The organism is Myroides sp. ZB35 (assembly GCF_001865835.1).
Classification (GTDB): Bacteria; Bacteroidota; Bacteroidia; order Flavobacteriales; family Flavobacteriaceae; genus Flavobacterium; species Flavobacterium odoratimimum.
Window position 1 is genome coordinate 3,650,759 of sequence record NZ_CP017769.1, and the last position, 16,297, is coordinate 3,667,055.

General features: G+C 35.5%; 17 protein-coding genes. 1 reads left to right on the forward strand and 16 read right to left on the reverse strand.

Features of this window, described 5'->3' with window-relative positions; translation table 11 throughout:
• The first annotated feature begins 549 nt into the window (after positions 1 to 549).
• Positions 550 to 1,488, forward strand: a complete 939-nt coding sequence (locus BK054_RS16150) for a Dyp-type peroxidase (protein WP_071307547.1) — start codon at positions 550 to 552, stop codon at positions 1,486 to 1,488.
• Between the two features lie 58 nt (positions 1,489 to 1,546).
• On the opposite strand, the gene BK054_RS16155 is transcribed toward BK054_RS16150, so the two are convergent.
• The 16 genes from BK054_RS16155 to BK054_RS16225 all read right to left on the reverse strand — a co-directional run bounded on the left by BK054_RS16155 (position 1,547) and on the right by BK054_RS16225 (position 16,111).
• A complete protein-coding gene (locus tag BK054_RS16155) occupies positions 1,547 to 2,299 on the reverse strand; it encodes an MBL fold metallo-hydrolase (RefSeq protein ID WP_006263970.1) in 753 nt (250 codons plus the stop codon).
• A 71-nt stretch (positions 2,300 to 2,370) separates the two neighbouring features.
• Positions 2,371 to 3,201, reverse strand: a complete 831-nt coding sequence (locus BK054_RS16160; protein WP_071307548.1) for a helix-turn-helix domain-containing protein — start codon at positions 3,199 to 3,201, stop codon at positions 2,371 to 2,373.
• 127 nt (positions 3,202 to 3,328) lie between these two features.
• Positions 3,329 to 3,493, reverse strand: coding sequence for a hypothetical protein (locus BK054_RS18495; protein ID WP_006261458.1), 165 nt, complete (start codon positions 3,491 to 3,493; stop codon positions 3,329 to 3,331).
• Between the two features lie 65 nt (positions 3,494 to 3,558).
• Entirely contained in the window at positions 3,559 to 4,062 is a 504-nt protein-coding gene (locus BK054_RS16165; protein ID WP_006263972.1) for a hypothetical protein, read from the reverse strand.
• 441 nt (positions 4,063 to 4,503) lie between these two features.
• Complete coding sequence (gene bioA, locus BK054_RS16170; protein ID WP_071307549.1) at positions 4,504 to 5,784, reverse strand: adenosylmethionine--8-amino-7-oxononanoate transaminase; 1,281 nt, start codon at positions 5,782 to 5,784, stop codon at positions 4,504 to 4,506.
• Positions 5,785 to 5,787: 3 nt separating this feature from the next.
• Positions 5,788 to 6,417: a dethiobiotin synthase gene (gene bioD, locus BK054_RS16175; protein ID WP_006261462.1), complete on the reverse strand. Its 630-nt coding sequence runs from the start codon at positions 6,415 to 6,417 to the stop codon at positions 5,788 to 5,790.
• A complete protein-coding gene (locus tag BK054_RS16180) occupies positions 6,401 to 7,522 on the reverse strand; it encodes an aminotransferase class I/II-fold pyridoxal phosphate-dependent enzyme (RefSeq protein WP_006261463.1) in 1,122 nt (373 codons plus the stop codon). Before BK054_RS16180 ends, bioD begins: the two co-directional genes overlap by 17 nt.
• A gap of 3 nt (positions 7,523 to 7,525) precedes the next feature.
• Positions 7,526 to 8,128: a hypothetical protein gene (locus BK054_RS16185; protein WP_006261464.1), complete on the reverse strand. Its 603-nt coding sequence runs from the start codon at positions 8,126 to 8,128 to the stop codon at positions 7,526 to 7,528.
• A 283-nt stretch (positions 8,129 to 8,411) separates the two neighbouring features.
• A complete protein-coding gene (locus BK054_RS16190; RefSeq protein ID WP_071307658.1) occupies positions 8,412 to 9,332 on the reverse strand; it encodes an HPP family protein in 921 nt (306 codons plus the stop codon).
• Between the two features lie 345 nt (positions 9,333 to 9,677).
• Positions 9,678 to 11,615, reverse strand: coding sequence for a DUF262 domain-containing protein (locus BK054_RS16195; RefSeq protein ID WP_006261466.1), 1,938 nt, complete (start codon positions 11,613 to 11,615; stop codon positions 9,678 to 9,680).
• 236 nt (positions 11,616 to 11,851) lie between these two features.
• Positions 11,852 to 12,565 carry a hypothetical protein gene (locus tag BK054_RS16200; RefSeq protein WP_039329955.1) on the reverse strand — a complete coding sequence of 238 codons (714 nt, stop codon included), beginning with the start codon at positions 12,563 to 12,565 and terminating at the stop codon, positions 11,852 to 11,854.
• 161 nt (positions 12,566 to 12,726) lie between these two features.
• Complete coding sequence (locus tag BK054_RS16205; protein ID WP_006261468.1) at positions 12,727 to 13,083, reverse strand: four helix bundle protein; 357 nt, start codon at positions 13,081 to 13,083, stop codon at positions 12,727 to 12,729.
• A 96-nt stretch (positions 13,084 to 13,179) separates the two neighbouring features.
• Positions 13,180 to 13,875 carry an HAD family hydrolase gene (locus BK054_RS16210; protein WP_039329956.1) on the reverse strand — a complete coding sequence of 232 codons (696 nt, stop codon included), beginning with the start codon at positions 13,873 to 13,875 and terminating at the stop codon, positions 13,180 to 13,182.
• Between the two features lie 89 nt (positions 13,876 to 13,964).
• Positions 13,965 to 14,339 (reverse strand): RhuM family protein, encoded by a 375-nt coding sequence (gene rhuM / locus BK054_RS16215; protein WP_006261470.1) that lies wholly within the window; start codon positions 14,337 to 14,339, stop codon positions 13,965 to 13,967.
• A gap of 152 nt (positions 14,340 to 14,491) precedes the next feature.
• Positions 14,492 to 15,469, reverse strand: coding sequence for a zinc-binding alcohol dehydrogenase family protein (locus BK054_RS16220; RefSeq protein ID WP_071307550.1), 978 nt, complete (start codon positions 15,467 to 15,469; stop codon positions 14,492 to 14,494).
• A 69-nt stretch (positions 15,470 to 15,538) separates the two neighbouring features.
• Complete coding sequence (locus BK054_RS16225; protein ID WP_071307551.1) at positions 15,539 to 16,111, reverse strand: Crp/Fnr family transcriptional regulator; 573 nt, start codon at positions 16,109 to 16,111, stop codon at positions 15,539 to 15,541.
• Positions 16,112 to 16,297 lie beyond the last annotated feature (186 nt).

Below are 16,297 nucleotides of genomic sequence, written 5' to 3' on the forward strand. Positions count from 1 at the left end.
TTTCTATTACAAGCAGATTCTGTAAAAATCACCTCCTTATTAGCTGATCTAACTTACTCCAGATAATGAATAAAATAACAGAGACTACTACATAGCCAAATAACCAAGGTAGAACCTTTAGATCAAAAAAACGATAACACAATACAGCTATCAAAAATAATAGAGGATAAAAAAGTACGGATATAAAAAAACTCTAGATACCTTGTCTAACCAATAATATCTTCGTCCTACAACTCTAGACTTAGGAGATGCAATCGACATAATAGAAGGAACAAACATAACGATACTCCCAATAAAAGCCACACTAACTATAATCCATAAAATAATATCCATATTTCTCTTATATCCATCACAAAACTAACATAACTAGATAAAGATACTAACGTTTTAACTTGTCCTTATCATTTCACTAGTGTGTTCAATTATTCTAACAAAGATATACTCTCGTTCTTAAAACCTTTTTAAATACTGCCTTATCCTTGACCTATTGCCAAAATTTTAAATATCTTTACAGAACACAGTTAGTTTAATCGTTAAAAAGAAAGACAAATGAGTCAAAAAGCACAAAATGTGACAGATTATCCAAATAACAATACTATTTTTTCAGTTTGGAAGTTTAAAGAAGAAGCTGAAATAAAACAAGCTTTTGAGGCTTTATGTGGTCTAGTCAATAACTTAAACAATTCATTTAAAGTTAGAGTAAACGCTGGACCTACTAGTTGTATCTTAGGAGTAAGTCATAACGCTTGGTTAAAGCTAGACTTACCTACTCCAATGCCGAAGGAATTAAAAGTTTTTGAAGAAATCAAAGGAGATAAACATACTGCTGTATCTACAGATGCAGACTTACACCTACACTTGAGCGCTATTAATCCTGCTATCTGCTATGATATGGCCATGGCGATATCTAAAGTCCTACTGCCTGTAGCAGACTGTATAGATGAAGTACAAGGGTTTAAATATTGGGATGGTCGTGCAATCATAGGTTTTGTAGATGGTACTGAAAACCCTATCGGAGAAGACAGAGATTACTTCGGAATCGTAGGAAACGAAGATCCTCAATACAAAGGAGGTAGTTACTTATTCGTCCAAAAGTATATTCACTTTATGAAAGATTGGGACAATTTATCTACAGAAGAACAAGAGAAAGTAATCGGTAGATATAAAGCTACAGATATAGAGATGGAAGAAGATAAAAAACCTGCCAACTCACATACTGCCCTTACAGCGATAGAAGATGAAGACGGTAATGAACTAAAAATCATTAGAGCGAATATGCCCTATGCTAATCCTTCTAAAGGACAAGCAGGAACTTATTTTATCTCTTATGCCTCTACCTTCAGCACAACAGAAAAAATGCTTAAAAATATGTTTATTGGAGAACCAGCAGGTAACTACGATAGACTATTAGACTTTAGTAAAGCCATATCAGGAACGTTATTCTTCGTGCCTTCTTTAGACATTTTAGATGATTATTCTGCAGAATAACACTACTTTATAAAATCAAAAGCACCTCAGTATAACTATTGAGGTGCTTTTTTATATACTATACTTCTAAAAACTCTTTTATATCGTGATAGCCATACACCACTACTTCTGGATACTGACTTATAAACTCCTTTATACGCTCTAATGACTCTAATCGCAGTCTATTGTTATCTGCTCTCGCCTCTGTCAATTGGTGTACAGGATGATTAGAATTACTGAGTTCTTCTCTTAAATAATAAGCATCCCCTATATAAAAATACCACTTCTCCTCTACTTGATAAATAATACCACAATGTCCTAAAGTATGTCCAAACAATGGAGTCAAATACAACTCTACACCTTCTATCTGTACTCTTCTTACTTCTAATCCTCTCCATTGTTCTACTGTAGTCCTATACTGTATTATAATAGGTTGATGGAGTAAGAGCGTCTTTACATATCGAGGATTGTCAGATTGGTAATTATGATACTCTTCAGAGCCAACATGTATAGAAGCGTTCGGAAAATCTACAATACCCGAGATGTGATCACAGTCTAGATGAGATACTACCACATCTGTTACCTTTCTAGGGTCTAGACCTCGTTGTTTTAACTGCTCATATATGGCCATAGAAGGATCTAATCGAAGCCCAACAGCTGTTACTAATTCGGGTGAGAATCTAGATTGCACAGGATCGTTGTCCTGCATGCCTATTCCTGCATCTATTAAAACTAATTTATTTTCTATTTCTAAAACTGTACAGTGCCCAATGGCTCTATCTCCTGTTGGAGCATTAATCTCTACAGCGTTCAAGTGATATACGTTGATCATACTATTTTTCTAAATTTAATTGAACAAAATTCAACTTATTTCAAGTCAAAAAATAGAATGATAACGCCAATTTATTCTAAGCCAATTATTCTAAAGGGTATAGAAATATCTATCTGTGGAGTATCCATAAAATAACTATTTTGAAGAAATGCTTTAGGTGAATCTCCTACAAATACCCGAAACTCTCTCCCGAAGTGAGATTGATCCGCATAGCCTACCTTATACGCTACCTGAGTTAATGAGGTAGCCTCACTATTTTGCATAAAGTGTAATGCTTTTTGAAATCGCATGATTCTACTATAAGTATAAGCATCTATACCTACTACTTCTTTGAACTTTCTCTGAAAACTTCTCCTAGACATATTCACTTCTTCTGCTAGGCTCGTTGTATTAGCTAATTCACAAGTCTTATTTAGCTTTTGTATGCTGTACTCTATCTCTTGATTAGAAGATGTTATAGCATATCTTAAGAAGTGATTTTCTAATATTTTAATTGCCTCTTGGGTAGATGTACTTTCATAAAGTTGTCTACACACTTCACTTGGTAAGAGATCTTCTGCATCTGCTAGCGTATTTGTCAATTCTGTAGCATGCAGACCGAATATTTTTTTAAAAGCAGTAGGATGCAAGTCTACTCCTAGTACAGTAGCTTTATGAGCAAAGTAATTAAGACAAGGACTATCACTCTTCTGTCCATAGATAAAAGACTTAGGCAAAGCCTTTTGATTTTCCTTATTGTACAATACTGATTGATTCTGAAACAGCTGTATAATAATCCCTGTATTACCAGAAGCGATTATGCGATACAGCCCTTTCCCTTCTTTTAAATCTACTTCTCCATGCCAGAATCTACTTACGATACTTCTTAGCTCTTTTTGAGGCAAACAGTACTTTACATTCATATCTTATAAATCCTATTCAATCAATTAAACTACTAAAAATAATATTAATCTGGCGTTTCTACAATCAAAAAACGCCCTTTTTCAAACAACAAGCCGATAGAATCATCTATCGGCTTGTTTAATTATATTATTCCTTATGTTGACTTTTATAGATAAGATAGGCACCTAATATCACTCCTAATAGAGCTAATAGAACCAAATATTCTTCAGGTGTATTGCCATTGAGTCCACCAATACACATCCCTAAAAAGAGAACCGCTATCGCGATAATACCCCATCCTATGATCTTCATCTTCTTTTCTTAAATATGATTCATAATTTGCTTACACTATAAATAAGTCTTATTATACTGTTTTACTAAAAGTGTCTATCCCAATTATTCTCTAGGATTACTCTATTAGCATAATAAACGCAGTGTTTTTCTTGTATAGCTCTCATCTCTCCACATTCAGGACAAGTTGCCTGAGCCGTATCCTCATTCACGCGATTCTGCAATTCTTCACTATCGTCATAACACTCTGCTCCTAAACCTCCTAGAGTGATAGTATATCTATAGCCTCTCTCACTCATAAATGAGCACTGCCCATCTGTAATGTTTTGAGTAGAGAAGTTCACATCATCTAGCCATCCTTCACTAGGCCAGTTGATATGTACTAAGTTTCCATCCTTCACCTCTACACTTACCTGATAAGTACTACTACTGTTTGTATAAGGGTTTTCATACATCACCTCAGCACAATACACTCCATCTTTATAATAGTCACTCTCACCATAAATGGTAAAACCGTGTGACCCGGCACTTTTTTTACAAGCAAATAACAGTAATATCATACTTGCAAACAACAGAATTATTTGTTTCATTATCCTATTTAAAATACCTCAAACTATGTAAGACCTTGCCCTAGCCATGTACTACGTACTAAAAATGAATCTACTTACAAACTCCACAGCTATTTCCTTTCTAAGAGCAGTGCTTACAGTATTTACAATTTTTACACGCTTTACAATTTGAATATCCTATACAGGTAGCATAAGTTACAGAACTATAATTTCCTGCAAACACTAACATACTTAATACAGATACACTGATCAATAAACTACTCTTTATCATATCCTGCTATTTTAGGTTTAGGTACTCAATAAAACAACAATAATGCCAAGCAATTTACTTCTCTTTTTCCTCGTGCTAAAAGCGGTGCAAATGTATCAAAGGAACTGTGAAAAAAAACTTAAATTTATAAGCTTTTTTTACTCTTTTTAGAGAGACCTGTTTCTTCTGTTTTGACACCTAATACAAAACAGTTATATCATCTCTAAAGCCTCTAATATACAGTTATATATATACTCTAGATCTTCGTCAGTTGTACAGTATGGAGGCACTAGATAGATAATATTACCTAGAGGTCTCATCAGGACTCCTCTATCTAAGAAGAAAGGATATAACATATCATGCATATCACTAAAATAAGAAGTACATTCTGTTGTCTTCCACTCCATCGCAAAAATAGTTCCGCATTGACGTGCATCTTGTACTTTAGGATGCTGTTTTAATTGTTGTATAAACCCTTTGTGCTTCTCTACAATACGATTAATATGATCCTGTGTATCTTTAGATAGCAACAGATCCATACTTGCTAAAGCTGCTGTACACGCTAAAGGACTTGCCGTAAAAGAATGTCCGTGAAACAGTGCTTTAGTCTTATCATCTGCATAAAATGCCTGATACAGTTCTTCTGTACAAGTAGTAATTCCTAATGGTAATGTACCACCTGTAAGTCCTTTTGAAAAACACATAATATCAGGCGACTCACTAAGGTGATTAGCAGCAAAAAGCTTTCCTGTTCGCCCAAACCCCACAAATATCTCATCTTGGATTAAGAGTATTTCTCTTTCTTTACAATGGCTCATTAATGCAGATAGGTGTTCTGCCTTGTGCATTAACATTCCCCCTGCCCCTTGTACTAAGGGTTCATAGATAAAACAGATTGTCTCTTCAGCATATGTATCAATGGTCTTTTTTATACTCTCTAGATTCTCTGCCGTGGGCACCTCTATAAACAAAACCTCAAACAACATATCGCCAAAAGGATCTGTCCATATTCCTCTACCACTCACAGACATTGCCCCAAAAGTATCTCCGTGATACCCATTTTTAAAAGCAAAGACTTTATTCTTCTTACCTCCTTTATTATAATTAGCCTGAATAGCCATTTTTAAAGCGACTTCTATCGCTGTCGAGCCATTATCTGTATAAAATACCTTAGTCTGGCTAGATGGTAATAAGCCTAATAATCGCTCTGATAACTCTATAGCAGGCTGATGAGTAAACCCAGCAAAGATTACTTGCTCTAGAGTAGTTAATTGTTCTGTCAATTTCTGAGCAATATAAGGGTGCGAATGTCCATGTAAGGTTACCCACCAGGATGATACTGCATCTATATATCTCTTGCCATTCGCATCGTATAGATAACTTCCCTCTCCTTTTGTGATAGGAATTATATTCTGAGCTGTTTTCATCTGAGTATAAGGATGCCAATTCACAGCATAATCGCGTTCTATTAAATTATCTTGTCTATTTTTCATTTGTTATTCTTGTAATGAAACACTTGCTAATTCAAGTGCTGTTAACATAACTGCTTCTTTAGTAATCTCTTCTAATGTGGGTATGTGTATTAGTTGTGTATCTCTGTCTATAAAGTTCTTTATCGCCTTTAATGAGTAAGGGTTAAACTCTCCATTTAGCACAAGGTAATCAATAGGAATATTCCTTGTCCTCAAAGCTTCTATCGATAACATTGTATGGTTAATACACCCCAAATAGTTTTTAGTCACTAATGCGACAGGAAGTTTTAAATATTGAATCAGATCAATCATATAAGTAGAAGAATTAATCGGAACAAACAATCCTCCTGCTCCCTCTACAATAAGATTATTCGCAGTATCAGGGAGCGTAAAATCACTTAGTTGAATATCTACATTTTCTTTAACTGCAGATTCATGAGGTGAAGCGGGTAACTGCAGCCTAAATCTTTCTCTATAAATAGTCACATTCTCATTCCACTGTTGTATTTTCATACTGTCTGATTCATGTAGGTCTCCAGACTGAATAGGCTTCCAATAATCAGCCTTAAAATAATGTGTTAGAATAGCAGAAGTAACTGTTTTACCAATTCCTGTATCGATACCAGTTACAAATAGTTTAAGGGGTTGTGTCATTTCTTTTTATAATTTCAAATAATAAATTCATTTCTTCTCTTGTGTTGAAAACATGTAGACAGATTCTTATGCGTTCTGTACCTTTAGCCACAGTAGGTGCCTTAACGATATAAGTACTAAGATTGTGTTGTACTAAGTCTGTTTGAAAGCTTGGGATATCTCGAATTCCCTTAAGACTAATCACCTGTATAGGACTTGGAGTGAGTACAATGCCTTTAGGAGCAACTTCTGCGTAAGTCTTGATAACACTTTCTAATTGTAGTGATAGCATAGGATACTTCTCTATAAAAAGATACGCAAGCTTAATACTCACAGCCATCAAAGCATTAGGGGCTGTACTATAAATAAAAGAAGAAGCAAAATTTATAAGAGAATCTATCAACATCTTACTTCCCAGCACAGCAGCTCCATGTACTCCCATCGCCTTACCGTATGTCACAAGAGTTGCCCATACACCAGTCTGTAATCCTAAAGAGTGTATTCTACCTAGTCCGTATACTCCTATAGCGTGAGCCTCATCTACTATTAAGTAAGCGCCATAACGCTGTGACAACTCTATTAGCTCCTCTAAGGGAGCTAAATCTCCATCCATAGAATATAGACTCTCTATAGCTATGTAAATATCTCCTGTTGCTTTATTGAGTAAGCGCTCTAAGTCATCTAAATCATTGTGCCTGAACTTCCACTTTCTTACTCTTGACAATAGACATCCATCGTGTACAGACCGATGTATTAGTTCATCCACGATCACAGTGTCTCTCGATGTAGGTAGATTACCTAATAGAGCTAAATTAACCTGATAACCAGAATTAAAAAGAAGTGCTCTCTCTACGCTATGCCTAGTTGCTATATACTCTTCTACTTCTTCTACCTCCTTTATATTCCCACTGATTAATCTAGATCCTGTACTTCCACTTAACAAAGCTGGATTATCTACTACCATATCTAATAAACCTTGCTGAAAAACACTATTTCTACTCAATCCTAAATAGTCATTCGATAGGAAGTCTATTGCTTCTATATCCCTAAGCTGTAAGCTTCTATAATTCTGGTCATAAAGCCGCTCTGAGAGTCTTCGCTGTAGATTATAAGGCAGTGTATTCATGCTTTAATTAATCGCTTTAGCAATAGCCTTCATCCACTCTTGACAAAGTAATTCTTCATACTCTACAATGATATCAGCATAGTATTGCCAATCAGGTGAAAAAACTTCTAATTGAGCAATAATTTCTTCTAGATGTCCTTGTTCTTCTGCTATAATTGATTTGACCATCACCTTAGAACCAGATCGATCTAAAACACCTTGGTAAATAGGATATAGTTTGTCTGCACGTACCTCTATGGCGTACGTAACCAATAGATAAGCAGCGAATTTTAAAGGTGCTTCATCAAGTCCAAGTGATTCTTTTAGATATCGAACGCAAAATACATCTAATCGTTGTAGATACTGTTGAGTCTGAACAGGTGCTAATAAACTAGTGGTATCATACTGCTCAGGAAAACAAACTTGTAGTTTCTTAATTTGTTTTTTTAAGTAATAGGCATGCCTATGTTCTTCCGCTGCATGCTTTAATTGTAAAAAGGTAACTTGATACGGATTTTCACAAGCGGATATCTTCCTCGCTCCTGTGTTCTCCATAAAGGATAAGGCATTTAACCATTTGCTGTGTAGCTCATCGCTCGCTACGATTACTTCTAATAGTTGTTCCATTTTGTGTTTGTTTAAGCCACAAAACTAGAAGGACTAACTGGATCACCACAAGACCACTTTTAAGATAAATACTAGTCCGGATACTATCATACACTCTACCGAGAAGATAATACCTCTTCTATCTCCGTGATATATCAGCGCCCTATACGAGCCTATCCCTTGCTAAAAAAAGTCTTTTAACTAGTATATATCAGCTATTCTATGAATAACTAGTTCCCTAAAAGACTATCTGCTTTAAACTACTTCATTTATAAATCAATTGTTTAGTATATCTATAAGCGAATTATTCGTCTGCAGGCTGAGTTGCTACCTTAGTAGATAAGTATGTTCTATAAATATAAACAGCGCCAAATGAAAATGTTGCTACAACAAAAGTAGCGATAGGCAAACTCATCACCTTTTCTACAGGAAACACATAAACCAAGAATGGAAACGCATATACCGCAGGCACTCGCATCTGAAATAGTTGAGACAAACCATACATCATAATCAACAATAGAAATGCGAGTAACAACCAGTTCTCAATATACTGATATAATACTACTCCTATGCTAATAGCTAATGTAAGAATAGCGATTTGCTTAACCATGATCTTCAGTGAATACGTCTTCATATTTAAAGATTCATACAGTACTACAGCTATAGGAGGGATAATAGCCATCTGTTGGTTGGCTGAGTAATACGCCACTATCATCCACAACAAATTAATAGCAATATAGGGATACATCATTTTTGTATTGACCTTCCCTTTTGAGTCAATCCCTTTATTTAAAGCTAGCGCATAGACCACAACCATCAAGACAAAAGTAGTTACCAATATGGCATAGATAAATGACCACGCATGAGCATTAGTCACAATAGGAAGAAAACCTGTAGCTAATGCAGGAGGCAAACTATAATTAATTACTTTCATCAGCACTAACATCAGTAGCAGTACAATCAACAACTTAGAAATATAAGGAATAGCTAACATATTTAGCCCAAACCCTATTAACGCTGTTAGTGAAGGAAGAATAAATATTTTATCAGGCTGTCTCAGCCATGCTTTCTCTTGGAATACCCATAGCCCCACAGCTAGTGCTGCTATCTCTGGCAAGACAATCTCTGGATCCTGAAAATACACTGCTCCACATACCATCAGTAGTATGAATACAAATGCTAAAATATAGTGATATACAGTTGGTTTATTTACTAAGTTCATCATCTTCATTACGTATTTGAAGCAAAATTAATTGAACTCAAGTATAAAGTACTTATATAATTTTGTGTTTTTGTTATATGGAACGTGATGTTGTTTAGACTATTGCATTAACACAAGTATATCTCATCCTCTAAGTACATTATGACGAAGTCAAACATTCTTAATTCCTAATTTTTAATTCTTAATTAAAATACCTTGCTGCGCAAACTCTCCCGACTTTGAGCCACTCCTTTAATGATTGTGATGTTGTTTATACTATCACATCAATGTATAGTATATCTAGCTATACAAGTACATCATGGCAAAGCCAAACATTTCTAATTCCTAATTTTAAATTCCTAATTAAAATCACACTTCATCTAACAACAATCTCTTCATCTCTGTCTCTTGAATCATTGGTAGTTCCCAATGTTCAATGAAAGCCTCCATCATCTTACGTCCTCTAGCTTCAATATTTTCCTTAGTCCATGTAGGGTATTCTAAAAGGTCTAACTCTAACTTACTTACTCGATACTCATACTTTACAGCATTCTGTACCTTGTGTTGTATCTTGTCAAAAGGGTTCGCTTCATAGCGGTTATATGCTAAAAACATATTACCTATCGAATGGCTATAACGGTCACGATTGACCTTTTGCATAGTATTAATATCCTTATACGTACTTCTTACCTCATAATCATCTTCTTCTGGATAGACTAAGTACACTTTAGGCTCGGTCTGTTCTAATAAACCTCCCATACTCTCCTCTATTCCTTTTAAGAAATAGTCTAATCCTACCCAAGTCTTAAATCGTCCTCCCTTATGAATATGACGAATCACCTCTTTCCATCGGAAGTGCTCTACTCTACTCTCCATCAACACATTGAATAAGTACTCATTATTATGGGCACGTCCACGTAGATAGTAAAAATTAATATCCCTGAAAGTATCCTCTACATTTAGCGTAGAGTTGTTTCCTTGAAGCAAGAAGCACATGATATTATGGCGTTCCATCGCAAAGAACAAACGCTCTATACTAGCCAAGCGTTCTTGTAGTTCAAAGTCTGATAGCCCATGATCTTCCTTCACAGGCAAATCTCTCATCAATACAGCCAATACAAGGTTAAGCATATACTTACCGTATCCTCTAGGGAAATTAGACAGTCTTAGTAATGACTTCTGTATCGCAGAAGTAGTCATATACACAAAGTCTTCATCTGTATCTACAGCATAAGGATTATTAATAAAATACCACAGCGCTACTGCCTTGCGCATACTTTCTAGCCATTGGGTAAGTTCACTATAATCAGCGTAATTTATACTTCCCATCTCTTGTTGATCTAGCTGAAAGTCGATGGTAAACAAATGCTTCTGATAAGACTTAAAATCTGTAGATACCATCTTAGAATGAGAGAAGTACAACAACCAAAACGCTTTCAAAAAAGCATCGTCATCCATAGCTTGTGTAGGGTTTCGCCCCAGCCATTTATACACTTCTAACCAACTCTGATTAACTTTCTTACGACTGCGATCTATCGTACTAGCTACTGTCAATTGCTTAGAGACGATATAAAGCACTCTATTTTTCAGTCGCTCTAGACTTGATAATTGTTTCCCTCTAAAGTTTAGCGTCTCAAATACCATGGACACATCTAATGGGCACTCCTTTGACTCATTTAAGTTTAATATAGAAAACAATAGGTGCTTAGTGAGCTTCTCTATCCAAAAGACTAATTCAACTTGTGTAAAGTCTTTAATTCGCTCACTAAAGAATGCTTTTGCGAAAGATAAATTATGCGTGTATAAAGTTTCTGTCTCTTCTGCCTCATAACCAGTATCATTAAATATCTCTCTGATTAAATAATTATGAGAAGGCACATCTACGTGGTACCCAAAAATATAGCGATAACCACCTGTCTCTTTAACTTTAAAGTAATGTTCTGTAAGTCGTTGTTTGAGTGGGCTATCCTCTAGTTTCATCACCAATTCTGATAACAATATTAATACCGTAGTCAGACGTTGCTGCCCATCTACAATATTATACCCCTTATAGTCACTTCCTTCTATCACTAACTTTCCTACTCTTACCACAAACCCTTCTCGTCTGATACATTCTATATCAAACTTACTAAAGTCAGTCACAGTAAGAATACCCGTAAAGTGAAAAGCATTTCGGTTGTGATGGGTATTATTCAAATCGCCCCACAACTCTTCTAACTCCTTCTTCGTCCACGAGTAACCTCGCTGATAATCAGGAATACGAAAGACTTTACCTCTAAATACTTCTTCGAAAGTGATAATGTTCATGCTATACGTGCTTACCTATTTTTAAGGGTTGCAAAAATAGACAATATCACATAGATGGGCTAATGAATTATAATTAAGGATAGTAGTTTAACAAAAGTAACAACAAAGAAGTAACTCTTTTATACCTTCTAAGGAATGAATAAGGATAAGACGTATGATAAATCCATACTGTCTCACTACGGACTCATTCGCATTTAAACAAAAAAAGCTACCTCATAATCAGTAGCTCTTCTCATTTACTCTTTAAGCATTAGCTTATATTCTCGTTTATTACTCATAGGGTTAATATCTATAAACTCATACTGATCAATATTACTCAATACTTGTTCAAATCGCTTTTTTGCTTCTTCTAAAGTCCAAGTGGTAGGAAAATAAAAACCGTCAAACTTGCTCTCTGTAATATCTGCTTTAAACTCGTGGATATAATCATAAAAACCACCATAGGCTAGGGCTATCACCCCTGACCACTGTATAGCATAATGCTTATTCGCCAATGGTGTAAAGCTAATGGTATGATTAGCCGAAAGGTCATGGCCTAATAGATAGATACCAAAAGCCAATTCAGACTCTAACATATCATCTGGTAGAGGAAGCGGATTAAGTACAAACTCTTTATTATCTAATAAATCAAAACTAAAAGGAGTGGTCCCATCAGAAAGAAGAAGTCCCCCTTCATCTGACCAATAGGTAGAAGACAAAGTACACTGGTGATAGTTATCCCACACGATTCTAGATTGCCACTCGCTCATACTGGTATATTCGGCATCATCGTCGAAGTCCTCTTCCTCATCTTCTATATACTCTTCTCCTTCGCTTAGATAGTAGTATTTTGACTTTAGGTGTAGGTCAAACCATAGTTTGCCTGATTCGTCTAAACGACCTGCCCAAACAAACTCTTCTAACAGATGGGGTTTAGGATAGGCACTGTCGATAAATGTAATTGTACTCATGTATATGCTGCTTAACAAAATTGTGATACGGCCAAAGCTACAAATATCTAAAGTAGTAATACAAGCTTTTTCTTTTAAAAACAGAGGTGAAATTCTATGTTTATCACGGGCTCTATTTTTAGGTAAATCGATAGTGTAACAGCCTATAGTAGTTCGCTGTTCTACTTTCGAACAACTGTTTTTCCTACAAAATCGAAAATGATATTCTTTAAATCTAACAAGGATACGATATCTTCATTGATTAAAAATCCTAACTGCCCACAGAGCATAATCTGTTTTTCTAAAGTCATACAGCAGTGAGAGATATCGTCTAAGTAACAAACAAAATCTTCTTGTATCTGACTCTTTAACCCCAAACCAATATACAAAGAGATCATCCCACTAATCTCTCTCATCTTAGCGATCGCTCCTAGATGATCCTCTTTAAAGTTCTCTAAGGTTAGTTTATAGATTGTTAACTTTAGTTCTAATGATTTAATCAACATCGCATCTCGCTGACATATACTCACAAAGCTCATAACAAATAGTTTATAGATTAACTATACTCCCACCATTACAATACCAAAGAAAGCATTTCTATATGAAGAAATTGTTATGTTTCGAGTTAATATAGGCTATGATTTCAAGTAGTCTACTACTTCTCTGATGTTCTTTAACTGTCTATAGTTTTCATAAACTAGCTCTTCCTCTACGACTTCGTGTGCCCAGGTCACATGAAAAGGAACGTGTAGTGCCGACCCTCCAAGTTCTAAAACTGGGATAATATCAGACTTAACTGAATTTCCTACCATCATAAACTCTTGAGGTTGGCAAGATAACTTACTTACTAAATTTCCATAATCTAGTATCTGCTTATCACTCATCACCTCTACATGGTCAAAATACTTAGATAGGGAAGAATTCTTTAGTTTTCGCTCTTGATCTAATAAGTCACCTTTAGTCGCTAAGACTAACTTATAGTTACCATTTAGTTGATCTAGTGTTTCCTCTACTCCATCTAAAAGAGTGATCGGTTTATCTATCAGTTCATGACCTAACCCCAAGATGCGGTGCATTAATACATCTGTCATTTGAGCTCCTGTAATCTGAGCTCCCGTTTCTAATAAACTCAATAAAAAACTCTTCGCTCCAAAGCCATATCGATCTAGATTTCGCATCTCTGTCTCAAAAAGGACTTTAGATACTTCTTCTGCTGGTAAATAATCTTTTAGAAGCTCACAAAAAGCATGTTCTGTCTCTTGGTAGTATATTTCATTATTCCAAAGTGTATCATCTGCATCAAATGCTATAATCTGTATATCTTTACTCATAGTCTATTTTCTTTATAATATGCCAAATATAGAGGTTAGCTAATGATCTAAAAAAGACTTTTGTCTTTCTTCTTTTATTCTACTGATGTTCATCCTCTAATACAAATCCCCTTATAAAACACTCCATTCGCCCACTTTCTAAACTGCGTCGCTTGTACAGAGTTAACCCTATACCCCACAGATAGTATCATGTCTAAATTAGAAAAGTTTGTTTTATAATTTTTACCATCAGAGACAGTATGTGCAAAATTTGCACATACTGAATCCTCCTCTAATTCACCGTCTTTTAATACATTAGCAATATGTTTTGTGATAACACTTCTATTTACACCGAATATCTCACTCATTGTTTTTTGTGACGCCCAAATAGTCTCTTGATTACTATCAACTATAACTTGAACACTTGTTTTACCTTCTTTATTCTGATAAAACAGAAAATTCGAAACGTTGCTCTCTTCTTTCATAGTATATATTTGTAAGTAGTACTTAATCAACACTTTGCAATCTACTCTATTTTACACACTTACTCTTTAAATACATTGCTCTAAATAATAGCAAAAGCCCATCATGTGATGGGCTTTTCTATATTTGCGTATCTTTATATTCTACTAAAAAATTACTCCGTCATCATCACCAATCTTTTTCCACTGCTAAGAGGCATATCCCATACCTCACTTATCTCTTGCCACGGATAACTTACGGTATCAAGGCGTAACTTCCCTGCTACTGCAAGGTCAAAAGCTTCTGGTAACAATACTTTAAAGAAACGAACCATCTCGTCATCTGTCCAACTGCCTATTCCTGATCCTAATAACATAATGTCCGTTCCCCTCAGTATAGAAGAAGACAACTCCATCATATCACCAGACATCGCTCCTACATTGACAAAACGAGTTCTATGCTGGTACTTGCCTTTACCTTTTAATGCGGTCAATATAGCCGAAGCGCTATCTCCCCATAAGTAATCAATCACCACATCGATAGGCGTTTCTTGATGTACTTGACTAAATGCTGTTACTAGAGTTTCTTTATCCTGATACAGACTGATCGCTTCATCTGCTCCTAGTTCCTTTAGCGAGGATAAGGCTTCTTCATTGCGGCCTGTCACGATTACTTTACTCGCTCCATAATGTTTAGCCATTTGTACAGCTACTTGCCCTGTGACACCAGTAGCTCCATTGATCAGTACCACTTCTCCCTTTTGTAACCTGGCTCTGACTACCATAGCGATCACAGATCCCATAAGGGCATTAGGCATAGCAGATGCCATTGCTAAATCAATTCCTTTAGGTAAGGGTACTAATTGATTCTTATCTACGATGGCATACTCACTTAACATCCCCTGCAGTCCAAATCCATAAGCCATGGTTCCGTCTGGAAGCTCACCTACTCCATCTGTTCCGATAACAAAAGGAGCAAAAGGTTTAGTGCTCACCGAATAATGCTTGCCACTGGCGATAGCTCTATCGAGATTCTTAATCGAAACTGCCTTAATCTTCATCAACACTTCTTCTGATGAACTTACTTCAACAGGCTTAAAGTTGGTAGTATATACTGGATTCTGTCCTTTTTCTTTTACAATAACTGCTTTCATATCTCTTTATTTTATATAGACAAAAGTATTGGATAGCAACCGTGTATATCGATAACAAATGTTATCAAATTAGGACTTTAATAGCTTGCTTTTGATACGACTTAAGTGAACCTTAGATATTCCTATATAAGAAGCGATATAATGCTGTGGAATACGTTGTATAAGCTCTGGTCTACTCTCATAAAGCTTGAGATAACGCTCCTCTGGGGTTGACTGTACAAAAGATAAGCTGTGATTCACATAATCGAATGTTCGCTGAAAAATCACATCTATAAATAGATCCCTATACTCTGGCGTAGCTAAAGAGTCTTCTAACAGAGGTCTTATATCTTCTTTATCAGCCACCCATACCACTGTTGGTTCTATCGTCTCAAGAGTAAATTTACTAGGCATTCCCCTCCAAAAACTCTCAATAGATGAGACCATACTGTTCTCTAAAAAGAATTGAAAAGTCACCTCATGCCCATCTTTATTAATCCACACACGCAAGCACCCCTTACTGACCCAAAATACTTTATTTGCTATTGTTCCCTCTTCTAACAATACTGTTTTAGCAGGATACACTTCCTCTCTAAAATAAGGTTTATACTTATTGATAAACTCTTGACTAAGTAAAGAATCTTTATCTACTTTTTCGAACATGACTATTGATAATTCTACTGTTTAAAATTAAAACTTATTTAGGATATCAGAAAAGCTAATTTATCACTTATAATAACAACTAGCACCAGCATTACTTTATTACATAATTCTCTACAAACAAAGCCAATCATTTATCATTTTTACATAAAAAAACAATTACCAAGACATTCAACAATCTTATATTCA